Origin of the sequence: Parabacteroides sp. AM17-47, from assembly GCF_003434625.1 — a bacterium.
In the GTDB taxonomy this organism is placed as follows: Bacteria; Bacteroidota; Bacteroidia; order Bacteroidales; family Tannerellaceae; genus Parabacteroides; species Parabacteroides distasonis.
This window is the reverse complement of the sequence record NZ_QTLI01000014.1, coordinates 22,899-48,544: the sequence shown is the minus strand read 5'-3', so window position 1 is coordinate 48,544 and position 25,646 is coordinate 22,899. Positions and strand designations below refer to the sequence as shown.

Here is a 25,646-nt window from a genome sequence, read left to right as displayed (position 1 = left end):
GGTTTCCTCATGAGGAAACAAATGTTTCCATAGCGGAAAACTTTTGTTTTATACTAAGAAAAACTATAAATATCAATTAATCAGTTTTTTAGATGATATATGAAGCATGATCAAATAGATAGCTTGCCGGCTAAGCAATGTCTCCGTCTTCTGCCGCTTCTTGAAAAAGATAGGACTAATAATGCGGTTGGCGAGTAGGGGACGATGGTGTTTTGTGATTGAAAAGTAGTAAATGGTGGTAGATACGAGCCAATAGTGGTAGATGCTATTTATCTACCACCACTCGATAAATAACTTATGACCAATTGCTTATAGCTATAGTTGTAGGTGTGGTAGATGATTTGATAAAAAAATCCCGGATAGCGTTTAATCTACCCGGGATTATATATAATGTATAAGACCTTATCTTAGTCTCTGTACTCCCTGCGAGGTCCGCGATCACCACGATCTTGACGAGGACCACGGTCTCCACGGTCTGGACGAGGTCCACGCTCACCTCTTTCTGGTCTTGGTGGACGTTCCTCGTAACCTTCCGGTTTCGGAAGCAATACCTTGCGGGAAAGTTTGAACTTGCCTGTCTTCGGATCGATATCAACCAACTTGACAGAAACCGTATCGCCTTCCTTCAAGCCGGCTTGCTCAACGGTCTCCAGACGTTTCCAGTCGATCTCGGAAATGTGAAGCAAACCATCCTTGCCCGGCATGAACTCAACGAACGCACCATAAGGCATGATAGAGGAAATCTTTCCTTCATAAACCTCTCCGATCTCAGGAACAGCCACGATACCTTTGATCGCCTTGACAGCCGCGTCGATCGTAGCCTTATTCGTGCCGGAGATCTCGATCTTTCCTACGCCGTCTACCTCATCGATAGATACCGTAGCTCCCGTCTTCTCTTGGATACCTTGGATGATCTTACCGCCCGGGCCGATTACCGCACCGATGAATTCTTTACCGATAATCATCGTCTCGATACGAGGTGCATGAGGTTTCAAATCCTCGCGAGCTTCCGGTTGAGCCTCCAATATCTTGCCCAAGATATGCATACGACCCTCTTTCGCTTGAGCCAAAGCATTCTCAAGGATCTCGTAAGACAAACCGTCTACCTTGATATCCATCTGGGTAGCCGTGATACCGTCTTTCGTACCCGTTACCTTGAAGTCCATATCACCCAAGTGATCCTCGTCGCCTAAGATATCAGACAAGATGGCGTAGTTCGTACCCTTGTTCTCGGAGATCAATCCCATAGCGATACCGGATACCGGTTTCTTCATCGGAACACCTGCGTCTCTCAACGCCAAGGTACCGGCGCAAACCGTAGCCATAGAAGAAGAACCGTTAGACTCCAAGATATCGGAGATTACACGTACTACATACGGATAGTTGTCCGGGATCATACGTTTCAGCGCACGGTGAGCCAAGTTACCGTGTCCGATCTCACGACGGCCTACACCACGTGTTGCTTTGGCCTCGCCTGTGGAGAACGGGGGGAAGTTATAATGTAAAAGGAAACGCTCGTATCCATGGTTCAATACGTCGTCTATCATTTTCTCATCAGACTTCGTACCTAAAGTTACCGTAGATAAAGACTGAGTCTCTCCACGTGTAAAGATAGCGGAACCGTGAGGACCCGGCAGGCAATCTGTCTCGATCCAGATCGGACGGATCTCGGTAGTCTTACGACCGTCCAAACGCTTGCCCTCATCAAGGATGGCACGGCGCATAGCCTCTTTCTCTACATCGTGATAGTAGCGACCGATCATTTCCAGTTTCTCGTCCGTCAACTCCTCCTCGGAGAATTGAGCCTTGTATTCCTCTACGATTTTCTCGAATGCCTCGCTGCGTTCGTGCTTGCCGCTACCGGATGTGGCTACGGCGTAAGCCTTGGCGTAACATTTGTCGTGTACGTCCTTGCGCAACTCGTCATCGTTTACCTCGTGGCAATATTCGCGTTTTACCAATTTGCCGCAAGCCTCGGATAATTCCAATTGAGCCTTGCATTGTACCTTGATAGCCTCGTGAGCGACCTTGATAGCCTCAAGCATCTCAGATTCCTGAACCTCGTTCATCTCACCCTCAACCATCATGATGTTGTCTATGGTAGCGGCAACCATGATGTCGATATCAGCTTTCTCCAATTCCGCGGAAGTTGGGTTGACGATGTATTTTCCATCCGTACGAGCTACGCGAACCTCAGAGATCGGTCCGTTAAAAGGAATATCAGAAACTGCCAAAGCGGCGGAAGCGGCCAAACCTGCTAATGCGTCCGGCAAATCTTCGCCATCCGCGGAGAACAATATAATATTTACATATACCTCAGCGTGGTAGTTGTCCGGGAAAAGAGGACGCAACGCACGGTCTACTAAACGAGATGTGAGGATTTCATAATCAGAAGCTTTTCCTTCTCTTTTTGTAAAACCTCCGGGGAAACGTCCAAAAGCGGAGTATTTCTCTTTGTATTCTACTTGCAACGGCATGAAGTCAACACCCGGGTTCGCATCTTTAGCGGCACAAACAGTGGCGAGCAACACGGTGTTGTTCATACGAACGGTAACCGCTCCGTCCGCCTGTTTGGCCAATTTCCCGGTTTCGATGGTAATGGTTCTTCCATCACCTAACTCGATCGTCTTGTTAATTGGATTAAGCATAATCTTTTTTCTTATTTTTCTATCTGTCAAAAATTGGTGCAAATGTAATGAAAGTTTACCTGTAATTGCATGAAAATGAAAAGAAATAACAGTCTTGAAATACTTTTTTTGAAAAAAGCCTTGAAGAAATACGGAATAATAGTGCCACAATTGTAAAATAATGTATATTTGCACCGGATTAGTAATATAGACAAACTGGAATAATGAAACAAATATCTACGAATTTACTAGCTGTGCTGTGTGTTATGTTGCTTTTGTTCACGGCTTGTAAGAAGAATTCTGATTTTACGGTGGAAGGTGTAGTGTCCGGCGCTGATGGCCAGATGATGTATCTGGAGAATGTAGGTGTGTCGACGGTAGAGTTGATGGACTCCGTAAAACTGACGGCGGCCGGTAAATTCAGCTTTACGAAGCCTCGTCCGGCATTCCCGGATTTTTATCGCTTGCGTCTGAATAACCAATTGATCAACTTCTCGGTAGATTCTACGGAGACGATCTCGTTCGTGGCCGATGCCGGGACTTTCGCTACTTCTTATAGCGTGGAGGGCTCAGAGAATTGCAAGGCGATCAAGAATATTACCTTGGCTCAATTAGACGCGAACCAAGCGATCCATCGTTTACGGAAAGAGTCTGAGTCCGGTCTGTTGGCGGATTCCGTATATTCCCGTCAGGTGCTCGAGGCCGCCGAGGCTTATAAGGACGTGGCTCGTAAGTATATTTATTCCGCCCCGATGTCCGCTGCCGCTTACTTTGCCTTGTTCCAGCAAATCGACGGCTTGCTGTTCTTCGATTTGTATGACAAGAACGACTCGAAGGCTTATGGTGCCGTAGCCACCAGCTTCGATCACTATTATCCGGAAAGCCCTCGTGCTAAGCATCTGTATAACTTGGCTCTTCAATCGATAAAGGTGATTCGTAGCCAGCGCCCGATGGACTTGGATAAGGTGGAGAAGAAAGAGGTTAGTTTCTTGGATATCGAGTTGCCGGATGTACATGGGGAAAACACGAAATTGTCTTCTGTCGCTACAGGTAAGGTGGTGTTGATCAACTTCACGGCCTATATGTCCGAATGGTCTCCTGCCTTGAATATGGAATTTGGCGATTTATATACGAGGTACCACGATAAGGGCTTGGAGATTTACCAGATCTCTTTGGATAATGATGTCCACTTCTGGAAGAACGCCGCTTCTAATTTACCTTGGACTTGCGTGCGTGATCCACAGTCTGTTTACTCTCAGACCGCGGCGTTGTATAACGTGAAACAGCTTCCGGCGATCTTTATCTTGGATCGCAAGGGAAACTTGGTTAAACGGGTGGACGACGTGAAGAAACTTGAGGCTGACATCAAGTCCGTATTGTAAAATGTTCATGATTTAATCATCAGATTTATATGTTATAAAGCACTTTCGTAAACTTGTTCATCTTAGAAAGATAACCTAACTTTGCGGAGTCTTGAAATGATAAAAAAGGGGAGTTCCGGCCATATGACTTGGTCGGGATTCTTTTTTATTATGCGATAATCAATCAATATTAATATAAAGAATAAGGAGGATTTAATATGGCTGTTAGTTATATGACAAAGGACGGCTACGATAAGATTTTAGCTGAAATCAACTATTTGGAGACCGTGAAGCGCCCTGAAATATCAGCCCAGATCGCTGAGGCGAGGGATAAGGGTGACTTATCTGAGAACGCTGAGTACGATGCCGCCAAAGAGGCTCAAGGTATCATGGAGGCTAAGCTTGCGCAGTTAAAAGGTTTGATCTCAAACGCCCGTCTGATCGATGAGAGTCGTGTGAAAACAGATGAGGTTCAGATTTTGAACAAGGTGAAAATTAAGAATACGAAGAATAACGCTGTCATGACCTACACGTTGGTATCGGATTCGGAGGCTAACCTAAAAGAAGGAAAGATCTCCGTAAGCACGCCGATCGCCCAAGGTTTGATGGGAAAGAAGGTAGGGGATGTCGTTGAGATCCGTGTACCTTCCGGCTTGATGACGTTTGAGATTATGGATATTTCAATTTAAAAACAGAAAGACGTATGGCAACTATTTTCAGTAGAATCGTGGCGGGTGAGATCCCTAGCCACAAGGTTGCGGAAGACGATGAGTTTTTTGCTTTCCTCGATATCAATCCGGTAGCCTTGGGGCATACCTTGGTAATTCCCAAGAAGGAGGTCGATTATATCTTTGATATCGATGATCCGATGCTGGGACGGATGGTAGCTTTCGCTAAACGGGTAGCTCGTGCCCAAGAGACCGCTATCGAGTGTAAGCGTGTAGGGTTGGCTGTCATGGGCTTGGAAGTGCCCCATGCGCATATCCATTTGATTCCTATCACGAAGGAGTCCGATATGTATTTCGGCGGGAAGAAATTGGCTGTAAGCCAAGAAGAATTGGCCGAGATCGCCGCTAAGATTAGAAAAGAATTCAAATAATTGAATATAATTTTTTAATTATAAAAAATTGGTTATATTTGTACCCGCTGTTTTATGCGTGACAATATCATGCAAAGGGGACAGCAAATCATTAATATGATTCATTAGTGGTTTTTACTCATAAATTTGTTAACCTTAGAAGAAAGGCCCCTCTGTGACAGAGCGGCCTTCTTTTTTTAAACACACAATAAACATTATAAACTACTAAATCTATATCTTCATTTTACGCCTTCGGATAAGGTTAAGGGAGCCAAACGGCATTCCTGTTCCAATCGTGTACACCGTTCCAATAATTATGCCAGTCATATAGCATACCGGATTGATGGATATATACACCACATAATATAAAGGAGATAAGCCATAAGGCTAATAATATCCATCTTGCTTGCGTCGGTAAGGGGCGTACCTTGAATAATTGGCTGCAAATAGCGTATATCAAGGAGAATATGGGGATACCGATGAATAAGATTGTCCCTATGCATCCCATGATTGCCATTGACAACGGTGCTCCGTTTATCAAGTCCGCTCCGAACGGAGAGAGGTTATAGATGAGTCCGGCCCCACCCATGAGCAACGCGAATGTTACGACTACCAGAATGAATACGACTAGTACTAGCGGTGGCAACAGGAAGATTCCGGCCAATATGATGAAAAACTTCAGGATGAACCCGATGACCAGAACGAAAACATCCGCCAGCTTTTGGAAGAAGTTCCTCGGCTTATCCGAGCTGATAAAGTCGTTCACGTTATTGCTGACTTTCTCGAATCCATCTGTCACGGTCTTTCCGATATTCTCCACCGTCACGCTTTGTCCGCGCATCTCGAGTTTCTCGGTCGCCGTACGTGCCATCGGTACGATGATCCACAACAAAAAGTAAAGCGGAACCGTGATTCCATAGAAGAACATCAGAAGGAAAAGCACGATACGTACGGCAGTCGGGTCCCAATCCATGTAGGCGGCGAAACCTCCGGCGACACCTCCCAGAATACGGTTATCCGGGTCACGCATCAAGCGTTTCTTGGTCGTCTGGGTATGAGTCTCCTGTTGTTGTGCCCGGTAATTATCCTCGTGGTCGGTGCTTTTCTCTTCCTCCTCGAAAATCTCTTCCGGCTTACCCATCCGTTTGATCACTTCCTCTACCTGCTCGATCGTGATGACCTCGTAGCCTAAGCGGACACGCTCGTTAAGAAGTTCCGAGATACGCATCTCGAAATCATCCATGATCTCATCCGAACCCTCTTCTTTGCGGAAGTGGATGCGCAGGTTAGACAGATATTTGTCTAATAATTGGTATGCGTCTTCGTCAATGTGGAAAACTGTGCCTCCCAGATTAACAGTAAGTGTCTTCTTCATCACTCTTTCGTTTTAATTGTTTCTGATGTGGTTTATTGTATCATTTAGTTCCTGCCATGAAGCCTCCAGCTCGCCGAGGAATAGTTCTCCTTTCTCGGTCAGTTGGTAATACTTGCGTGGCGGTCCTTGCGTAGATTCTATCCACTGATAACTTAATAGCTCGCTATTTTTTAGTCGGGTTAAAAGAGGATATAAAGTGCCTTCCACAACGATCAACTTCGCTTCTTGTAACTTCTGAATGATATCAGAGGTGTAAGCGGGTTCCTTTTTGAGAAGCAGGAGGATGCAATATTCCAGCGTCCCTTTCCTCATTTGTGATTTTACGTTCTCTGCATTCATCTCTTTTAATTTTATGCTACAAATGTATGTATTACATATGTACTATGCAATACATGCTACTATGAATTATTATTATTTAACCGAATACTTGCACAAAAAGAGCAATTATGTGTAAAAAAAGGACTGATGTCGTGTCTTTTAGAAGAGAAAAGCGTACTTTTGCGGTATCAATTCAAAATAAGGAATTATGATTTATTATCATTTCGCCGAGTTAATACACCGTCAGGCAGAGAAATATGGGAACCGTACAGCGTTGAAACATAGAGATAACGCTACGGGGAAATGGTTGAAGATTTCTTGGAGGGAGTTTTCCGATAAGGTTATGCTTACGGCCAAGGCGATGGCTGAGTTCGGGATAAAGGTACAAGAGAATATCGGAGTTTATTCCCAGAATATGCCTCAGTGTTTATATACGGACTTCGGTGCGTATGGTAACCGGGTGGTTTCCATCCCGATGTATGCGACGAATTCTCCGGGACAAATCGAGTACATCATCAATGACGCTAAGATCCGCACGTTGTTCGTGGGTGAGCAATTGCAGTATAATAACGCTTTCAAGGTACAGAAGGACTCTAAGTATTTGGAGCGTCTGGTTGTCTTTGATCCGGCGGTCAAGATGAATCCGGAAGATAAGACGTCCATTTATTTTGATGATTTCTTGCGCTTGGGGGATAACGCGCATGCGGAGAGCACGGTGAAAATACGTATGACGGAAGCCGTTCCGGAGGATCTGGCTACCATTATATATACGTCCGGTACGACAGGTGAGTCGAAAGGCGTAATGCTTCCTCATTCTTGCTATCTGGAGGCGATGCGGATACATGATGTACGTCTGCCTCTGGTAACCGACAAGGATCTATCCATGAGTTTCTTGCCAATGACTCATATCTTCGAGAAAGCTTGGTGCTATTATTGTCTCCATAAAGGGGTTACGATCGCTATCAACCAAGACCCGAAAATGATCCAGAAGACATTGCCGGAGGTTCATCCTACCTTGATGTGCAATGTGCCTCGTTTCTGGGAGAAGGTGTATGCGGGCGTGCATGAGAAGATCAACTCCGCCTCTCCGGCCATGAAGAAGATTTTCTTGGATGCGATCGAGACTGGGCGAAGGTATAATCTGGAGTATAAGAATAAAGGTATTCCGGCCCCGTGTAGTCTGAAGTTGAAGTTCCAATTTTACAATAAAACGGTTTTTACCTTATTGAAGAAGGTATTGGGTATTGAGCGTGGACGGTTTTTCCCGGTGGCGGGCGCTCCGTTATCGGATACGATTAATGAGTTCTTGCAGTCTGTGAATATCCCGATCGCTTATGGCTATGGACTGAGCGAGACGACGGCTACGGTTTGTTTCTACCCGGAGATCGGATTCCAGTTTGGTTCTATTGGTGAGGTAATGCCGGGAGTTCAAGTGAAAATAGATCCGGGGAATAACGAGATCTTGGTGAAAGGCAAGACCGTGATGTCCGGGTATTATAATAAACCGGAGGAAACGAGGAAGGCTTTCACCGAGGATGGTTTCTTCCGTACCGGCGACGCTGGTCGTTTGGAGGGTAATACGTTATTCTTTACGGAACGAATCAAGGATTTGTATAAGACTTCAAACGGAAAATATATCGCCCCGCAAGCGATCGAGATGGTGATGAGCGGTGATAATTATATCGAGCAAATCGCTGTTATCGGCGATCAACGTAAGTTCGTGAGCGCCTTGATCGTGCCGGCTTATCCATTGTTGGAGAAGTATGCCGGGGAAAAAGGCATCTCGTTCGAGAGCCGGGAGGAGTTGGTGAAGAACAAGGATATCATTCGTTTCATCGAGGCTAGGGTAGAGGAGCACCAGAAGAACTTGGCTTCTTACGAGAAGATCAAGCGCTTTACCTTGTTGCCGGAACCCTTCATGATGGGATGCGAGCTGACGGATACGCTAAAGTTGCGCCGTCCGGTCGTATTGCAGAAGTACGCTACCGAGATAGAGGCGATGTACGAGGAATAACGAGTTTGTCGGCTATCAACTATTTCTTATCTTCGCGGTAAATTTAAAAAAGAAAAGAACATATGATCACATCAGACCAACTACATGACGTGTTGGAGCGCGATAAGGCGCTGAGGGGGTATCTTTGACATCGATAGCAAGACCATTCAGTTAGAAGAGGAGGAGCTACGTACGCAAGACCCCGGTTTCTGGGAAGACGCCAAACGCGCGGAAGTCCAGATGAAGAAAGTAAAGGAGCTAAAGAAATGGATCGAGCTTTACGGTGAGGTACATGCGGCGGCTGAGGAGCTAGAGTTGGCTTACGAATATGTAAAGGAAGAGATTATCACCGAGGAAGAGGTGGACGCGGCTTATAAGAAGGCCCTTCATTTACTGGAAGACTTGGAGTTCCGCAATATGCTTCGTGACGAGGCCGATCAAATGAGCTGCGTGCTCAAGATCAACTCGGGTGCCGGTGGTACCGAGAGCCAAGATTGGGCTTCCATGTTGATGCGTATGTATCAGCGTTGGGCTGAGAATAACGGTTATAAGATCTCTATCGCCAACTATCAGGAAGGGGATGAGGCCGGTATCAAGACGGTTACGATCGATATCGAGGGCGATTACGCCTATGGCTATCTAAAGAGCGAGAATGGCGTGCATCGTTTGGTACGTGTATCTCCTTACAACGCCCAAGGTAAACGAATGACCTCTTTCGCCTCCGTATTCGTCACCCCGTTGGTGGATGATACGATCGAGGTAAAGGTAGAGGCGGCGGCTATCTCTTGGGATACGTTCCGTTCGGGCGGCGCCGGAGGACAGAACGTGAACAAGGTGGAATCCGGAGTTCGCTTGCGTTATCAGTTCAAGGACCCGTATACAGGCGAGGAAGAAGAGATCTTGATCGAGAATACCGAGACTCGCGACCAACCCAAGAACCGTGAGAACGCTATGCGTCAATTGCGTTCCATCCTTTACGATAAGGAGTTGCAGCATCGTATGGCCGAGCAGGCCAAGGTGGAGGCCGGAAAGAAAAAGATCGAGTGGGGTTCGCAGATCCGTAGTTACGTATTCGATGACCGTCGCGTAAAAGACCATCGTACGAACTACCAGACTTCCGACGTGAACGGTGTGATGGATGGAAAGATCGACGATTTCATCAAAGCATACTTGATGGAGTTCGCCGGAGAAGAAAGTGCGGAAAAATAAGTTTTTCCCTTTAACATTTGCATATCTCGATAATAAATCGTAATATTGCACCCGATTTCAGAGCCTAGCTCTGAACAGGTCCTATAGCTCAGTTGGTTAGAGCACCTGACTCATAATCAGGGAGTCCTTGGTTCAAGCCCAAGTGGGACCACTACTTGATAATTAAGCAGTTACAATGAAGGTTGTAGCTGCTTTTTTTATGCCCTGTGACGTTTTCGTGACGCAACAAATGTTAAATTTTCGTCTTCTGCATTTGTTTTTGGTTGTACTTCTCCTACTTTTGGACTTTATATTTTATTAGATTGAATTAGATTTATGGCAAAAGTGTGTACTGTAGAAACGAAAGTGAAGCTTTGTGGATTGTATGTCAGAGAACCGTTTGACTATATTTTTGACGAAGAGGATTACAATCTGTTTCTGCGAACATTCGACCTTCCAGAGTCTCTTATGGAATATAGGAAGTACCTTTATATATATGGTGCTTTTATAAGACATCAATCACATAAGTGTAAAACATCAGAGATGCAAGAAGAATTCCGACAACAAGATAGAGATGCTCTATGCTGGAGAAGAATGTTGGAGCAGTTAGAAAAGTTCTTTTTAACTTCAAAGCCTTATGTATATAAGATACAATCTTCAAAACAGTCGAAAAACGAAAAGCTGTTTCTTGGCAATGAAGAACGTTTTCAGGACACGGTGATAAAATTCCTGATAGAAGAGATATGTGCTTTTGAGAATGCCCGGCAAGATGGTCAGAAGACTCGTCCAGAAGATGTTAATTTGGAAAGAATACAGCTACAGCTTGCGGCAGCTCGTGAAATAGATTATGAACTAAATGGTACAAAAAGAGGATTTTCAACACCTTTGGAGTTATTAGCAAGCCAAACAACAATAAGGGTTTTGTCTTATTTAGTAAGATTAGACTGTTTGTTTACTGATGTATCATATTCACGGATAATCGATGTGCCACTTACAAAAGAAGACTATTTATTCATTTATCGCTATATAGATTATTTTGACCTGTTGGCTTATAAGAAAACAGCTAATACAACTACTCCTGAAAAGTTGATAAGGCAGAGATTGAAATCATTCCCTCAAGGGAAAAAAATATTAGATGGATTGTTGGGTTTAGAACAAAAAATTAATGAGATTGCTATTTATCTCAAAGAAGCAAATGCTAGGTTGAAATATTGAATAAAATATTATTCAAATCAGTCTTCCTGTGAATCCATTGCATTCCTATTGATAGTCCGGTAAGTTTGTGCCAGCAAATCAAACTTAATATAGAACATAATATGAATGCACAAACATTATCCGATTTGAAAGACAAACCGTTATTTACTTTAACGGTCGAGCAGTTCTTGGAATTGCAGCAATCAGTTCCGGTGAAAGATAGTAGTACTAAAGCTGATGATATGCCACCCAAAATAATTGGTATAGAGGAGGCTGTTAAACTAACTGGCTATAAGCGAGCTACCCTTTACCGTAAAACATCTACGGGAGCAATACCTCACTTCAAAAGAAATGGGAAAATCCTATTCCTGCGTGAAGAGTTAGAAAATTGGCTCTTGGCAAATAGGAAAGAGACTACAGAAGAGGCTTTAGTTCGTTTGGATGAAAGTTTTCTACAGAAAAGACGGTGAGGATTGATTGAAGGGATATGGAAAAGAATAAATTTTTGCGCATAGGAACAGTCTATTACAAAGTAGTGGAGTTGCCTTTGCCTAGTGGTGATACGAAAACTGAAAGAAAAGTTTGGACTTATGAGACTATACGTCAGGATTATGGGAAAGATTATATAGCCCAAATCCCCAAGTATGATGGGTTCTGTATAATTCCGTCTCATCTTGATTATAAACCAGTGATAGGTGAGTTCTTAAATTTGTACGAACCGTTAGAATGTTTGCCAATAGAGGGAAACTGTCAAGTTACACTTGGTTTTATCAGGCACATCTTTGGGGAGCATTATGAGTTAGGGCTGGATTATATGCAGCTTCTTTACATGAAGCCAATTACAAAGCTGCCAATACTAGTACTTGTTTCTAAGGAGAATAACACAGGAAAGTCTACTTTTCTAAATTTATTGAAAATGATTTTTGGTAAGAACATGACATTCAATACGAATGAGGATTTCAGAAGTCAATTCAATTCTGATTGGGCAAACAAACTGATTATTGGTGTTGATGAAACGCTCTTGAACCGGATGGAAGACACCGAGCGTATCAAGAATTTAAGTACAGCCTTTACCTATAAGATAGAAGGTAAAGGGAAAGACCGGGCTGAGATAGAGTTTTTCGGAAAATTTGTTTTCTGTTCCAACAATGAGGAGAATGCATTGTATATTTCTCCGGGGGAAACCCGTTTTTGGGTACGTAAAATTCACCCTTTAACAAATGGCGATCCTTTATTCTTACGTAAGCTCAAAAGTGAGATACCTGCATTCTTATACTTCCTTAAAAACAGGGCTTTATACACAAAACAGGAGTCAAGGATGTGGTTTCGGTTGGATTTATTCCAGACAGAAGCCTTGAAACGAATGATTTCTTACAATCGAAATAAAACTGAGTGCGATTTGCGAGAAATGATGCTGGAAATAATGGAAACGCTGAATATTGACCATTTTGAGTTTGCACTTATTGATTTACAAAGACTGTTCCCTTATTTCTCGAAGCATTTGGAACATCAGCAAGTAAAGAAGATACTTCAAACGGTATGGAACCTAAACAAGACATCTAATTCCTTTTCGTATGAAACGTATGAGTATAACTATAATTCCGAAAGTGGTTATTCTTTGGTAAAACGTAAGGGAAGATATTATTCAGTGACGAAGGATTTTTTACTTGCTTTATGATGATACGATGACAGTAATGATATAATTGCCTTTGTATTAAGATATTGAAGGTCATCAATCCTGTCATCAACTGGTCATCTGTGATTTTGAGTGATGCTAAAACAATCGTTTGAATATGGAATAATTTGATGACCAATATGATGATGTTTTATTAGGTTGATTGATAGTCTTATATGCGATATAATCATCATTTCATCCAATCATCACAAACTACACCTCTTCCTGTAGGCTCACTCTTTTTTCCCTAATGTTGAGTTTGGTGTAAAGAAATCAGAATATGGCTTTTGTGAATGAAGCAAGTTTATGTTTTCAGTACTGAAAACGTTCGAAATCCCGATGGTCAAACTAAAAATCATTGTTATGAGACAAGAAAAATTAAATGGCAGACCGCCAAAGGAACAACATAAGAAACGAAGTTATCAGGTCAATGTGAAACTTATGACCGAAGAGTATTATTACCTCAAATCGCAAGCCTCTAAAGCGGCTATGCCGATAAATGACTATGTTCGTAGTGCTATCCGAAGTAAGGAGGTGAGGCAACGGCTGATACCTGAGTTAAATCTGCATATCCGGGAGCTATGTGGTATGGCAAATAATATAAACCAATTAGCCAAGAAAGCTAATCAGGCAGGATTTACAACCGTGAGCTTAGAATGCTCTGTTTTTATGGAAATGATTGACGATATAATACAACGTATAAAGGATGATGGCAAAAATAACATGTGGGGGTGACTTTAGGGGTGCGGTTAATTATATTCTAGACGACAGGAAGCGAGCTGAAATAATTGGCAGTGATGGCTTGAGGCTGAGAGATAAGGAAAGTATTATTAGTAGTTTTACTATGCAGCAAGAGCTAAGACCTGATATATCAAAACCGGTATACCATATCTCTCTTGATTTTTCCGTACAAGATAAAGACCTTATTAATAATGGGTTTATAGATACTGTGGCACGGGAATACATGGAGCGCATGGGAATAAACAATACTCAATATTTTGTTGCCCGGCATTTTGACCGGGAGCATCCGCATGTACATATCTGTATAAACCGGATTGATAATGATGGGAAACTAATATCTACCAGTAATGACCGTAAACGAAGTACCCAAATCTGTAAAGAGTTGACACTGAAACACGGTTTATATATGGCAAGTGGTAAGGAGAATGTTAAACGGCATCGACTTAAAGAACCGGATAAAAGTAAATATGAAATTTATGATGCTCTTCGTACTATCCTGCCTTTATGCCAGAATTGGGATGAGCTAGCTTTGAGACTACAGGCAAAAGGCGTAGATGTTACTTTTAAGACCAAAGGTTCGACTTCGCAGGTTGAAGGGATACGTTTCACTAAAAATGGCATAACTTTTAGTGGTTCCAAGATAGACCGTATGTATAGTTATTCTAAAATCAATGCTTGTTTTAGTCAACAAATTGTTTCTATTGAGGAAGCTCAATCATTCTGTTCTCCCAGACAAAGCCAAGATAATATAAAACAAGAGTTTGCAAAACATGAACCTGTGGTAGGATTGCCTAAGTTTGGTGGTTTTGTGGCTGATGATAATTCACAAAAACGATGTAAAAAGAAAGGACAACAACAATGAAAGATATTGATATTGTGGCATCTATGTTTGAGGAGATTAAAAAGAGTCTTGAAAAGTTATCTAAGCAAAAGCCCTCTTCGCAACCAACTGCTGAGACTCTATCTGAAGATATTATATCCTTAAAAAAGATATTGAAGCTGATTTTTGACATGCAGACGAAGTTATATGAAGCACAGCAAGAACTACCCAATGCGCTAAAACAGTCAATTACGGTCAAAGTGCAGCAACCTAAATATTTCTGGTGGCTGGTTCTTGTCGGATTTTTACTGTCATGTTCAGTTTCCCTGAATTTCTATCAATGGTTAGCATAAATATACAAATGCCCCACAGAATTTTATCTATGGGGCATTTGTGGGGGAGGGGCTAAATATAGAGAAATCTGGTTAAGCATACGACTAAGGTATATATGTAGAAATACACTTATTTCAATGCTTTCAAAAGTTTGTTGCCATCGCTGGAGAAGAGAAAGGAGGCTTTGCCTTCCTGACGGGTTCTGAGCCTTGGGTTCATGAGTGATAGTTTACAATCTACGATTTTGGCAATAACATCATTGGGATTTCTGCTATCATAGCAGCTTGCATAGTTTGCAGTCCAATTTTGGGCTTCTTTTAATCTGTTTTGAGCTTTTTCCAGTTCGGGCTTATATTTTTTTAGTAGCGTTTCAGCTACCAGCCCCCCTTTTGCCTGTTGTTTAGCTATTTGAGCTTCATAATGTTTGATGTCATTATTGGCAGTTTCAATTTTCGCGGTTTTTTCACTGGCAAAGCGACTGTTCAAAACCTCGATACTATCGCCTACTGTATAATCTTTTTCAGTGAGTTCTGAAATACGCACATCAAGGTTAGTCCGGACACCGTTTTTAATCTCTACGTAGTCTGTAATCATTTTCTTATAATTACTCTCGCCATTTTGTGCATAACATGAAATAAGACAGGCAAGCAAAGCTGCTATTGATAATAATCGTCTCATATTTAGTTGAGTTTGAATTTGTTTTTGAGTGGATAAAGAGCCTCTGTTAGAGCCATGAATTCTCTGAAATTCTTTGGCATTGAGTCAAATATAGGTGGAGTGCCATAATTGTCAAAGTCTCCAATCTGAACCGGATGTAAATTGATAGGATACTGACGGTGTACGGACTCCAAAGCCAAAATATACTGAAAAGTATTGAAGCGGCGTTCTATTGTTTTGCTGTCAGGGTCAGTTTCAATCCCTTTAAGGCATAGATATACATCATGTACAAGATGGAATATTGACACAGCGAAATAGGACTGCTCGGTATTTGTAATGACAATAACATCATCTGAGAGCCAAGCTTCCAAAAGGTGATTTGGGATTTTGTCGGTTGTTAGATTGGGATTGTCGATAATCAGTTTAAAGCTTTCCTCGTAAAGTTTTACTAAGTCTCTCATTCTTCTTTGGGCTTAATTGTTTGTAAACATTTCTTGTTCACGTAATCCCAAAAGAAATGGTACGGGACTTAGCTTATCCGTACTGTAGGCACTGGTATACCCGTCAAACATGATAAGCAAGCCCGTACCATATAACAGCACGGGCGTTGCACATATCATCTTGTTTGACTTTAAAATTACCAGTTTTACAGTACAAGATTTTACGCGAACGCAAAATTAATATGTCTTTTCGGATTTCTCCGAATTTTATTCCAATGCAAATATATGAAAAGTCGCTCAATTCTAAATCCAAGGCGTGTATATTTTTGAGCAGAAGGTAGTGTGTTCAGAATTTAGTTTGTATCTTGTGGGCTGGTATAGAATAGCTTGTGATGAATATTGTAGAGTCTGATAAGAAAAAAGTAGTAGTCTGTGGCGATATACACGGAGAGTTTGAAACGTTAGTTTACAATCTGAAAATTAACAATATAACAGACTCTTTGATTATTGTTGCCGGAGATTGTGGTTTTGGCTTTCATAAGGCGAGCTATTATGATATGTTATATAAACGATTAGCTCCCAAACTAAGAACGCAAGGGAATATAATATTCTTTGTCAGAGGTAATCATGATGACCCTGATTATTTTGATGGAAAGACCTTTGTCAAAAAGTATATGAGGTGTGTAGCTGATTATACAGTCGTTTCCGTTGCAGGACGTAACATCTTATGTGTCGGTGGTGCAATCTCTATAGACCGTGAGCCACGTCTTCGGGAGATGGAGCTTAATCGTATCTTGGGAAAAGACAAGCAGCCATTGTACTGGAAAGATGAGGCTCCAGTTTTTCTTCCTGATGAGATTAAAGAACTAACTCAATCAGGAATAAAGATTGATACAGTGGTAACTCATACGGCTCCTGATTTTTGTGAGAAGCGGTCAAAGTCGGGCTTAACAGAATGGGTGAAGCTTGACCCATCTCTTTTGAATGATATTGCGTTGGAGAGATTGAGTATGACTTCTCTTTATGATGAATTGATAGGAAATGGACATATTTTACAAAAGTGGTATTATGGACATTTCCATAATACCACTTTTGTAATCATTGACAGGGTATCGTTTGTAATGCTTAATATTCTAGAATTTGAATTATTATCTTGAATTAACTTTCCTGTAATATACTTGTAATGTGTGAATTAGACATGTTTTAATATGGCATAGTGGGTTTTATATTAGTGATACCTGATGAAGAAGCTGCTTTAATTATGAGACTTGTTTATGGGTATTGTTAATATAAAGGTGAAAGGTGTATGCTATTATCTTCTTCCCATATACTTTTGAGGGTTTTTAAATCTTTATCTTCATTGAATAGAGTTATTTGAGGTCGAACTTGACATAAATATTTTCTATTTTTAGAGAAATAATTTAATTTATCATTGATTCTGCCAAAAGATGCTTGGAACAAACAAGCTCCAACGGTTAATTTTATAGCACTTTTGTTTGTGTTGATAAGTTCTAAAGATATGCATCCACAATAGCCTGGTTGTAAGGATGAAGATATACTTAACCCTAATCTTGAATAAGAACTACGCATACTTAATACTGCAAATATGTCTTGTGGTAGTTTTATGTATTCTAGGCTTGAAGCAAGAACCGTTTGATTTGGATGCAGCAAAAACGTTTCTCCTACTTTTCTTCTTGTTTCCTGAAAAAAAGTATCAACAGAACCTGATTTTTCATAATTCAACGAAGCGTTAATAAAAGCTTCACGTCCTTGTATAGAGACTAAAAAATCAGTTCCTAACCTGAAATCAATAGAGATGCCATTGATTTGAGAATTGTCCAAAAGTGGTCGGATTATTAGACTTTTACTGGTTAATAACTCTTGTATTTCTTTTTCACCTAAATATGAGCTAACGGTTGATGTGTTTTCCATTTTTTCACAATTAAATAATTGTTTATTGATTTTTCTATTAGATTATTAATGATCTGATAAATTATTGAGGGGTTTAATGACTCCCGCATGTTATTTTTAATCTTAAAATCATCCTGTCTGTTTAACCATATATTCCATCCTTGATAAAATAAGCTGTGTAGTTGTTCTTTATGTATAATCTCATTAGGTATAAGATTTAATAGGTCGTCAGGAGAGATGTCAATATATCGTAGTAAAAGATCTTTGTTAGTTTGCTTCTTTATTTCTCGAATGAATGTATTGAGTACAAATCCAAACTTATGGTGATCAGATAAGAATTCTTTAATAAACAAAACTCTGTTAGATGTCGCAGGGTGAGTTTCAGATATCCCATTTTTTCCTGCAATATATTCCAAATAGTAGAATGACGATTCTCTGATATACTGAGCAGCAAATATGTCAGCAAAATACTCTTTTATATGATTTTGCAAAATTGCTTGTCTGTATGGCTCCGGGTAACGTGAATCTGAAATATATGGGAAATATTTTTGACAATCAACTTTATCTTTATTTGCCCATAAAATACTCTTTATTGGAGGATAAATGTTTTGAACCTGATCAATAAAATGTCCTAATTCATGATATAAAACGGCATTGCATAAATAATCGTTTGACAAATGTTGAGGCAGATTTATTTGTACAAGCTTTTTGTCAAATATTATATTAAATCGTGTTTTGATGATAGTGTATGGACCGGATACAACCAAATATGGATTGAAGCTATATTGGTTATATGATGTGACAATAATATAATTATTACACTTGTCTATCCATTCATTCATTGCAACTTTTAGACATTCTACAATTTCGTAGGGCACACAATTGACTGTACTATTGTTTAAAAATTGAAGGCTTAAAATGAAAAAATCAATAACTTCTTTTAATTCTTGTTGTTCTGTTGGAGACTGCAGATCGAAATTAACTTTCTTTAAGCATGAAAATAATTCGGACAAATTATTATGATAATTCTGCTTTTGAGCATCGGAATAGCTATTGTATTTTGATATTTTCCAAGCTTTTACTAATTGAGAGAAGTGTAGTTTTAAAAACTGAGAATTTATCATGCCATACAAAAATCTAAATTAGATTCAAAAACTGATAGTAAATTATAATAATCTTTGTTTGATAGATTCTTTGGATCTTCAATGTCTTCTAAGAAAACAAAACCTTTTTCATTCAAAAAAACGATCAGAGGATATCTTTCTTTATCAATTGTATATAGAGACTTTTTACCCCTAAGTAAATCAATAGCATCAACAACGACTTTAGAAATTTCATCTCTATAGCCATCATATCCATCTAAGGTTCTGAATAAGAGTATCTTAAAAACCTCTATGCGATGTTCTTCTATGGACTGTGCGAAATACATAATTTCTAATTGTTTATATGATTGATTGCGCAAAAGTAATAATTTTATTGGTGACATGTGCTAAAATAGATATGCTATATGACATAAATCTACCATATGTTACTTCTTATGTATAACATATGAGAGTTGATCATTGTTTCTTCTCTATTGAAAATGGATAGTTAAATGATTGATAATTTGATTGCTAAATACTGGCTGCAATGATAGAGTCTATATTGGCTTGAAAGATAATATTCTTAAATATGAATTTGTAAATACTTGTATGTTAGCTTGGTAGCCTGTTTTTTGGCTTTCGCCACTTCATCCGCCCCAAACGACTCTAGATGCACCTTCGTTATCTCCGTATTAGAATGATGAAGCCCTGTGCTTACAATATCAATAGACTTTGTCTTTGAAAATAGGCGAAGGTAGAGCTATGTCGGGAAAAGTCTTGAATACCTTCTGGAAATCCCATAATGGCAGCTATTTCTTTCAAATACTGGTTGAGTTTTTTGCGTTTATTTTCATTATCTAAGATGTCTCAATTATATCAAGGGCTACATCCAAGCTAATTTTTGTAATATATCTAGGTTTCCGATTGTTTTGAGTCCTTTTCAACTGGCAACTTGAAATCATCTTCCACACTAAAAAAGACATTTCCATCCGTGGTTTGCGCAGAAATAACAATTCCACGAAAAGGATTATTTTCTACATCAATAACCACTCCATTTATCCATGTCTCACACATTGTAAGATAGGGAGAAATTAATACAGAATCACCAATTTGTAACATTTTGCTGACTGATTTTTATTAAGTTAATAACAACCTAGTAAAATATGGTTCTATTTTTTTGAGAATGCAAGGCATTTGGACTAAGTAACTCTTACTTGGAATAACTTTGTCATGGTATGCCTAGTATCACAAACTCTACGGATACTTAGAAACATGTTTAGACTTCTTCTGACAGTCTCTAACTCTGGGGGCGAAATTGCTAATTTCTCAACAACTTACCAAAAAAGAAGCGAATAATTCTTCAACCTAATAAGTTATTTGTTGCTTTTGCCACTTCATCCGCCCCAAACGACTCCAGATATACCTTCGTAATCTCCGTATTCGAATGATGAAGCCCTGCGCTTACAATATCAATAGACTTTGTCTTTGAAAATAAGCGCATGGCAAAGCTATGTCGGGCAAAATATGTACTGAGGTCTTGAATACCTTCTGGAAATCCCATGATGGTAGCCATTTCTTTCAGGTACTTGTTAAGTTTCTTGCGTTTGTTTTTCTTGAAATCATTCAGTTCTGCAGGAGACATATCTTCTTTAGTGATAATAGGCAATAGATACCCGGTAGCCGGAGTGCCAAATTCCTCATTAAGCAAATAGTCAATTTGAGATTGAATGTCCTCATTGATTTGTATCTCAATCGGCTCTTTTGTTTTGGAGCGAGTATAAGTGAAATAACGAATAGGCTTCCCTTGTCTGTCGAAGCCAGACTTTATATCTGTCAATTTGATATTAGCCATATCTGTGAAGTTGATACCACCACAAAAGAAAGAGAAAAAGAAAAATCCTTTGCTGCGTTGGTGTGGCACTGTCTCGAATTCGAATTCATAGAATGCTTTTAGGTACTCAAAAGGTATGTAACGTTTTCTTGTATTAGTCTTTACCTCTTTCGCTAAACCGAATGTGTCTTTTCCGGTACGTGTTCCGTATTGGTTGCTGAAAGGGTAAGTTTCAGGGCTACCAACATTTTCTTTGATGGCACTATTTAATAATGTACGCAAGGCACGTAGGTTAACCCCGATGCCACCAACTTCACGACCGGAGTTTCTTTCATTTTCGAAGAAGCGAGAAACATACTCATAATCGATGTCTGGGAATAATCTTTTACTAAAGCCCTTGTCGAACTTTTTCAGACATACGTGAAGGTCTTCAAAAGTAGAGGCTGTTCCATGACGATTACTTACTTTCAACTTATCGATATGGGATAATAGGTACTTTTCAACGGTACTGGATTTCAGAACTACAAACAACCGCTCCTGTATCATCATATTTGTGAAGGGTATGCGCCTACGCTCATAGTCATCCACGATGGATAGGAGTTCTGCCGTTTTCTTATCCAAGTACATGTTGTTTACTTCCCGGTTTGGGTGAAGTTCGGAAAGAAACTTTTTCTTATCTTCTCCGGTTAGCTTTTGCTCCTTAATGATATTCCGGGCAGTTTCGTCATCTACAAATCTTTCTTTATTTGCATCCCATTGCATTTCTGTTGCACTGAAGGGTAAGCTGATAAGCAGACGTTGACCGTTATACCGCAAGACGAGCGACACGGCATATCGACCGTTTGCCCGCTTCTGATAGAGTTTGAACTTAAAACCTTTTGTCGCTGTATTTCTTCTCATTGTATATCTTCCTGACACTTAAAAAAAGCGTGACGTTTCCGTGACGTTTTTGGTGATTTTGTATACCCCGTGACGTATCCGTGACGGAATAAATGCAACTAAATCAAATGAAATATAAATTGTAATCGATTGATTTACAATGCAAAGCTAAATATATTGTATGAGATAACATACAGTAAAAAGGTTAATTTCTCGGTCTCATAATCAGGGAGTCCTTGATTCAAGCCCAAGTGGGACCACGATGGATGATCGCTAAATAACTGGATAAAGGTTGTTTAGCGATTTTATGTTTGAACTGACGAAAGAAGAATATGCTTCTTTGAGGACGCAATTTGCGACCTCAAAGAGTCGGGGAGGAACTCGCTACATGCCTTTCGCTTTTACGGAGCATGGCGTTGCCCAACTTTCTTCTGTGTTGGTATGCAGCTAGAGCTAATCAACCAGACTCTGGCGGAATTGCAAACACAAAAGAAACTGTCGGATAAACCTCGTAATCCGATCGGGTTCGTCAAACCTTAAAAAAGTGTCGGTGATCGGGCTTGACGTGATGTTGCATGAAGATCTTTTTTCACCGTGGAGAAAAAACGTTTTCATCACGGTGAAAAACCTTTTTCATCACGGTGGAAATACATTTTCATCACGGTGAAAAAATGAATTACTCCCAGTCGTAGTCCTCATAGTAGGCATCGAATTCTTGACAACTGTCTGCTTTGCATCTTTTAAGTGTTTCGAGAACGAATTGTTGCTCGGTAGGTAAGAGCGGACGGGTTCCCTTGCGGGCACGGTAATAAGTGCTTTGGCCGAAATGAGAGATCAGATACTTGCTGACCTCTTGCATCTGCTTGTAGGGAAGACTATCTAGGATGTTTATGAACCCCATCGCATAACGGGTCTTTTTATTGGAACGGTAGTAAGGGCAATCCCCCGTGAGGCTTGCCAAGCGTTTGGGGCTGATGATAGTCCAGCACTCAACGTCGTCTGGAGCGCTTACCTCCGCTATTTGCCTAAGGCAGGTGGCGGCGTTCGGGCACTGGCGGTTCAAGCATAATGAGTATCGAGAAGGCACATTCGCGAAATCGAGTTTTTCTTCCATGGTAATAAGATGTATAATGAAAGCCCTTAGCTGAAACGCTTATCATGCGATGGATACGGACGGCTAAAAGCTAAGAATGTTTTATATATTGTTGTTGGTAGGTTAGGACTTGGAGGCGTTTCCCTCTAACTCGGCGATGCGTTGCTCCAGTTCCTTGATCTTTTCTTGATCGGCTTTAAGTAGACGCTCATAGAGTTCGGTGATTTTGTCGATTGGGTTAACGTGATAGGTTGTCTCAAAGTCGTTATCGTTTTCATCATAGGAAGAATTGACACTACCAACATTCGCCCCTTTTTCAATCGTGTTGGTGCTATTATTCTCAATATAGATACTCATCGGCTCCTCCATCGTTTTCAGATCTTCGAGCGATACGCCTGTGATCTCCGCTACTTTTTGCAGGATCTCATCGCTTACGATTTTGGTGCTTTCGATTTGGGATAATCGTTGTTGGGACATACCCAATAGATCCGCTAAAGTTTTTTGCACTAAACCTTTCATCCTACGGGCGGAGGCGATGTTATGCCCGTGATGCACTCGTTGGCTTGTTCCTGTATTCTCTGTTCCCATATCTTCTTGATTTTAATTTTCAACAAATATACGAAGGATATGTTCATGTCGGGTAGCCGGAATTAAATTTCTATCGATGAAAGAAGTAAATACTATTCGGGGACTAGTGGATACTAACGTTACGGATTTGCGGACCTTCTTATTTCTCTGTTCTTTTGCATCGTATTCATAAAATAAATATGGGGCACGTACAGAGGTGAAGGGGGATAGCCGAAGACAGACAATATGCTTGCCAGCTGAGAGGCTGGCAACGTTGTCTGTTGAGCTTGCCTTAAATGCGGTGATGTCCCTTTAGAGAAACGCCGCCGCCCTCGTGAATATGGAATGAAAGGCTTGGTTGATCAGGCCCGGATCGATACGGGAGTGTGTCGGGAAGGGGATTTGATGGGAGTAAGCGAACGGGAAATCCAGCTCTTCCAATATCTTGCCGGACGCTTTTCCTAAAGCCTTGATCACCCCGCCAGTAGGCATAACGATATCTTTTTTCAATGAGATCGCCCGAATACGATCGCAAGCCCGTTGGAAGAACGACTCCCGGTAATCTCGTAACACATCCTCACGTACCATGGCCTTAAAGGCTTGCTCCAGAAAATCATTCTTGAACGAGGTGGGAAGCGTACGGTTCTCCAAGAAATCATGCCGGAAGTAATGGCGTACCTTGGCGAACGCCTCCTTGTCCATGATATCACGGGCGTTGCCATCCATCTCACTGAAGATGGAGCCACCGCAAAACATGAATAAACGGGTGTCCGTAAACATCTTGTCCGGATTCGCTAATAACAAGACCTGCGAGAGTAACGCCCCGATGGAATAAGCGAATAAGTTGATGGACGTATCTTCCTTGAACAAAGGATGCTCGCCGTTCTTGATCTCATGAACCAATTGCCACATATTATAAACGGACTCTCTGCCCGAGGCGTAAAAGCGTAACGGGTTTTGGGATAGCCGGCTGCTGAGGGCTACGTTGGCGAAGGTGGAGTTCGTCACGTTCGCTACCTCCTCCTTGCGTTTGCTTACCCAAGGGAGGATCGCACGGGGATTGGCCCATAATCCCGGGGTACGGTTCATATGGAAAGCGATCGGGAACAGGATGACCGGCTTACCGGTCGTATGGGTGAGGTATTCCGCCCATGTGAGGTATTTTTCCCAAGTCCGCTCGTTCAGGCCATGCAACAGGATAATCGCCTCATTATTCTTTTTACGTCCCGAGGGCGTGAATATGGCATACGAGAAAGATTTGTTCTCTTGGATACGATCGTCGGTCATCGGACAGAATCCGGTGGGGGTAAGTCCCTTCTGGAACTCGTCGATCTCGCTGGCGCCACGGGTCTGGGTGAAGCGAAACGGGATGATCTCCAGATGGCTCTCTTCCAATTCAGTCTTTTTGTCATAAGAGAAAAGACTGTTCAGTTGCTTAGTACGAAGTGAAATATCCATAATCCTCTGATTTTTTACTGCAAACAAACAATAGAAAAACATCTCTTCAAAATAAATGGTTTAAACGGGCTTTGTTGGGGACATAAAGTGTTATTTAGGGGTGAAATCTTTTATAGAGGGGTGAATTTCGTCTGGGAAAATGATTACATTTGTTCCAAAATAGAGGCAAAAAGATGGGAATGTGGGATCAAAAAATACCAAGTTACATATACGGTAAACAGAATATCGTGAGGCTGATTTTGTGGACGGCCTTGTTTGCGTTGGTGTTTATCAACATCTACAAGCCGTTTAGCTCCACCTCTTGGTACAAGGTCTCGGAGTTTAAGTTCTTCGTATTCTCCAGCTTGATTATCTTGACGGGAGTATTGGTGGTTGTCTTGAGCCGTATTATTCTGTTCCATTGGGGGAAGCGGCATGCTATCACGGTCCGGACCTATGCGATCTGGATCGTGCTGGAGATATTCTTCATGTCGCTTTTCTATACGATTTATACGTTGGTACTGAATCCGGAACGAGAATATATGGAAGTTTTTAACGATTCGGCGGTGAATACCAGTCTGGTTTTATTGCTCCCTTATTCCGTGCTGCACCTGTATTTCTCTTATAAAGAGAAAGAGCGACAATTGCGATTGTTGGAGGAGAACCAGACGGAAGCGGCGGTTCGGCAAAGCGTTTTCTCTTTCTATGACGAGAAGAACGAGTTGCGCCTTTCCGTGAAGCGAAGTAACCTGCTGTACCTTGAATCGGCGGATAATTACGTTTGTATCTGGTATCTGAATAAGGGGCAGCTCACGAAGTTTATGCTTCGCAACTCCTTGAAGGCGATCGAGGAAAGCCTCGCTGATACGAATGTGCTCCGTTGCCATCGTTCTTTCATGGTAAATTTCGACCAAGTGAAGGTGATCCGCAGGGAGAAGGAGGGCGTTTATTTGGAGCTGGGGATCGAGAAAGTACCCGATATCCCGATCTCCAAGACGTATAGCGAGAAGGTAACCCGCTGGTTCCAGACCTATTCTTCCTAGCGG

The 25,646-nt window shown here is 41.2% G+C and carries 26 protein-coding genes, 1 tRNA gene and 1 pseudogene; 15 read left to right on the top strand and 13 right to left on the bottom strand.

Going from position 1 to position 25,646, the window contains the following annotated elements; translation table 11 throughout:
* Positions 1-407 precede the first annotated feature (407 nt).
* Positions 408-2,648, bottom strand: coding sequence for a polyribonucleotide nucleotidyltransferase (gene pnp / locus DW205_RS12530; RefSeq protein ID WP_005864142.1), 2,241 nt, complete (start codon positions 2,646-2,648; stop codon positions 408-410).
* Between the two features lie 203 nt (positions 2,649-2,851).
* On the opposite strand from pnp, the gene DW205_RS12525 reads away from it, so the two are divergent.
* The 3 genes from DW205_RS12525 to DW205_RS12515 all read left to right on the top strand — a co-directional run bounded on the left by DW205_RS12525 (position 2,852) and on the right by DW205_RS12515 (position 5,087).
* Positions 2,852-4,009, top strand: a complete 1,158-nt coding sequence (locus tag DW205_RS12525) for a TlpA disulfide reductase family protein (RefSeq protein ID WP_005864144.1) — start codon at positions 2,852-2,854, stop codon at positions 4,007-4,009.
* A 197-nt stretch (positions 4,010-4,206) separates the two neighbouring features.
* On the top strand, positions 4,207-4,677 hold the full coding sequence (greA, locus tag DW205_RS12520) for a transcription elongation factor GreA (protein ID WP_005860822.1): 471 nt from the start codon (positions 4,207-4,209) through the stop codon (positions 4,675-4,677).
* A gap of 14 nt (positions 4,678-4,691) precedes the next feature.
* A complete protein-coding gene (locus DW205_RS12515; RefSeq protein WP_005860824.1) occupies positions 4,692-5,087 on the top strand; it encodes an HIT family protein in 396 nt (131 codons plus the stop codon).
* A gap of 241 nt (positions 5,088-5,328) precedes the next feature.
* Here the strand turns inward: DW205_RS12515 and DW205_RS12510 are convergent, their stop codons facing one another.
* Positions 5,329-6,441 carry a PspC domain-containing protein gene (locus tag DW205_RS12510; RefSeq protein WP_005864147.1) on the bottom strand — a complete coding sequence of 371 codons (1,113 nt, stop codon included), beginning with the start codon at positions 6,439-6,441 and terminating at the stop codon, positions 5,329-5,331.
* Positions 6,442-6,453: 12 nt separating this feature from the next.
* Positions 6,454-6,780: a PadR family transcriptional regulator gene (locus DW205_RS12505; RefSeq protein WP_005860828.1), complete on the bottom strand. Its 327-nt coding sequence runs from the start codon at positions 6,778-6,780 to the stop codon at positions 6,454-6,456.
* Between the two features lie 187 nt (positions 6,781-6,967).
* Here DW205_RS12505 and DW205_RS12500 point away from each other — a divergent pair, with 187 nt between their 5' ends.
* The 9 genes from DW205_RS12500 to DW205_RS12460 all read left to right on the top strand — a co-directional run bounded on the left by DW205_RS12500 (position 6,968) and on the right by DW205_RS12460 (position 14,723).
* Positions 6,968-8,773 carry a long-chain fatty acid--CoA ligase gene (locus DW205_RS12500; protein ID WP_005864149.1) on the top strand — a complete coding sequence of 602 codons (1,806 nt, stop codon included), beginning with the start codon at positions 6,968-6,970 and terminating at the stop codon, positions 8,771-8,773.
* A 62-nt stretch (positions 8,774-8,835) separates the two neighbouring features.
* Positions 8,836-9,961 (top strand): peptide chain release factor 2 gene (gene prfB, locus DW205_RS12495; protein ID WP_121963098.1). Its coding sequence is split into 2 segments (ribosomal slippage): positions 8,836-8,898 and positions 8,900-9,961, totalling 1,125 coding nucleotides; the frame shifts between segments, so codons are not numbered across the junction.
* A 77-nt stretch (positions 9,962-10,038) separates the two neighbouring features.
* A tRNA-Ile gene (locus DW205_RS12490) sits at positions 10,039-10,112 on the top strand.
* 164 nt (positions 10,113-10,276) lie between these two features.
* Positions 10,277-11,155 carry a hypothetical protein gene (locus DW205_RS12485; RefSeq protein ID WP_005864153.1) on the top strand — a complete coding sequence of 293 codons (879 nt, stop codon included), beginning with the start codon at positions 10,277-10,279 and terminating at the stop codon, positions 11,153-11,155.
* A gap of 101 nt (positions 11,156-11,256) precedes the next feature.
* On the top strand, positions 11,257-11,604 hold the full coding sequence (locus tag DW205_RS12480) for an AlpA family transcriptional regulator (RefSeq protein WP_005864155.1): 348 nt from the start codon (positions 11,257-11,259) through the stop codon (positions 11,602-11,604).
* A gap of 17 nt (positions 11,605-11,621) precedes the next feature.
* Positions 11,622-12,812 carry a primase-helicase family protein gene (locus DW205_RS12475; protein ID WP_005864157.1) on the top strand — a complete coding sequence of 397 codons (1,191 nt, stop codon included), beginning with the start codon at positions 11,622-11,624 and terminating at the stop codon, positions 12,810-12,812.
* A 360-nt stretch (positions 12,813-13,172) separates the two neighbouring features.
* Positions 13,173-13,544: a MobC family plasmid mobilization relaxosome protein gene (locus tag DW205_RS12470; protein ID WP_005864159.1), complete on the top strand. Its 372-nt coding sequence runs from the start codon at positions 13,173-13,175 to the stop codon at positions 13,542-13,544.
* On the top strand, positions 13,516-14,412 hold the full coding sequence (locus tag DW205_RS12465) for a relaxase/mobilization nuclease domain-containing protein (RefSeq protein WP_008778783.1): 897 nt from the start codon (positions 13,516-13,518) through the stop codon (positions 14,410-14,412). The genes DW205_RS12470 and DW205_RS12465 overlap by 29 nt, the downstream gene beginning before the upstream one ends.
* Positions 14,409-14,723 carry a hypothetical protein gene (locus DW205_RS12460; protein ID WP_005864163.1) on the top strand — a complete coding sequence of 105 codons (315 nt, stop codon included), beginning with the start codon at positions 14,409-14,411 and terminating at the stop codon, positions 14,721-14,723. Before DW205_RS12465 ends, DW205_RS12460 begins: the two co-directional genes overlap by 4 nt.
* Before the next feature lie 109 nt (positions 14,724-14,832).
* Here the strand turns inward: DW205_RS12460 and DW205_RS12455 are convergent, their stop codons facing one another.
* Positions 14,833-15,381 carry a hypothetical protein gene (locus DW205_RS12455; RefSeq protein ID WP_005864165.1) on the bottom strand — a complete coding sequence of 183 codons (549 nt, stop codon included), beginning with the start codon at positions 15,379-15,381 and terminating at the stop codon, positions 14,833-14,835.
* Between the two features lie 2 nt (positions 15,382-15,383).
* The gene (locus DW205_RS12450; RefSeq protein ID WP_005864167.1) at positions 15,384-15,821 is read right to left on the bottom strand and encodes a hypothetical protein; all 438 of its coding nucleotides are present in this window, start codon (positions 15,819-15,821) and stop codon (positions 15,384-15,386) included.
* Between the two features lie 371 nt (positions 15,822-16,192).
* Here DW205_RS12450 and DW205_RS12445 point away from each other — a divergent pair, with 371 nt between their 5' ends.
* Positions 16,193-16,957 (top strand): metallophosphoesterase, encoded by a 765-nt coding sequence (locus tag DW205_RS12445; protein ID WP_005864171.1) that lies wholly within the window; start codon positions 16,193-16,195, stop codon positions 16,955-16,957.
* A gap of 127 nt (positions 16,958-17,084) precedes the next feature.
* On the opposite strand, the gene dcd is transcribed toward DW205_RS12445, so the two are convergent.
* The 5 genes from dcd to DW205_RS12415 all read right to left on the bottom strand — a co-directional run bounded on the left by dcd (position 17,085) and on the right by DW205_RS12415 (position 21,524).
* On the bottom strand, positions 17,085-17,732 hold the full coding sequence (gene dcd / locus DW205_RS12440) for a dCTP deaminase (protein ID WP_005864173.1): 648 nt from the start codon (positions 17,730-17,732) through the stop codon (positions 17,085-17,087).
* A complete protein-coding gene (locus DW205_RS12435; protein WP_005864175.1) occupies positions 17,699-18,835 on the bottom strand; it encodes a hypothetical protein in 1,137 nt (378 codons plus the stop codon). The genes dcd and DW205_RS12435 overlap by 34 nt, the downstream gene beginning before the upstream one ends.
* Positions 18,832-19,197, bottom strand: a complete 366-nt coding sequence (locus DW205_RS12430) for a hypothetical protein (protein ID WP_008778781.1) — start codon at positions 19,195-19,197, stop codon at positions 18,832-18,834. The genes DW205_RS12435 and DW205_RS12430 overlap by 4 nt, the downstream gene beginning before the upstream one ends.
* A 508-nt stretch (positions 19,198-19,705) precedes the next feature.
* Positions 19,706-19,912 carry a hypothetical protein gene (locus tag DW205_RS12420; RefSeq protein WP_005864179.1) on the bottom strand — a complete coding sequence of 69 codons (207 nt, stop codon included), beginning with the start codon at positions 19,910-19,912 and terminating at the stop codon, positions 19,706-19,708.
* Between the two features lie 241 nt (positions 19,913-20,153).
* Positions 20,154-21,524, bottom strand: a complete 1,371-nt coding sequence (locus tag DW205_RS12415) for a phage integrase SAM-like domain-containing protein (protein WP_005864181.1) — start codon at positions 21,522-21,524, stop codon at positions 20,154-20,156.
* Positions 21,525-21,792: 268 nt separating this feature from the next.
* On the opposite strand from DW205_RS12415, the pseudogene DW205_RS12410 reads away from it, so the two are divergent.
* Positions 21,793-22,043: pseudogene (locus tag DW205_RS12410) on the top strand (ORF6N domain-containing protein); the annotation flags it as partial.
* A gap of 136 nt (positions 22,044-22,179) precedes the next feature.
* On the opposite strand, the gene DW205_RS12405 reads toward DW205_RS12410, so the two are convergent.
* From DW205_RS12405 to DW205_RS12395, 3 genes are all read right to left on the bottom strand, one after another.
* Entirely contained in the window at positions 22,180-22,617 is a 438-nt protein-coding gene (locus DW205_RS12405; protein ID WP_005864183.1) for a DUF6078 family protein, read from the bottom strand.
* A gap of 102 nt (positions 22,618-22,719) precedes the next feature.
* Complete coding sequence (locus DW205_RS12400) at positions 22,720-23,184, bottom strand: helix-turn-helix domain-containing protein (protein ID WP_005864185.1); 465 nt, start codon at positions 23,182-23,184, stop codon at positions 22,720-22,722.
* A 291-nt stretch (positions 23,185-23,475) separates the two neighbouring features.
* The gene (locus DW205_RS12395; protein WP_005860835.1) at positions 23,476-24,621 is read right to left on the bottom strand and encodes a DUF6051 family protein; all 1,146 of its coding nucleotides are present in this window, start codon (positions 24,619-24,621) and stop codon (positions 23,476-23,478) included.
* 179 nt (positions 24,622-24,800) lie between these two features.
* Here DW205_RS12395 and DW205_RS12390 point away from each other — a divergent pair, with 179 nt between their 5' ends.
* Positions 24,801-25,643 carry a LytTR family DNA-binding domain-containing protein gene (locus tag DW205_RS12390; protein ID WP_005860837.1) on the top strand — a complete coding sequence of 281 codons (843 nt, stop codon included), beginning with the start codon at positions 24,801-24,803 and terminating at the stop codon, positions 25,641-25,643.
* Positions 25,644-25,646: the final 3 nt, after the last annotated feature.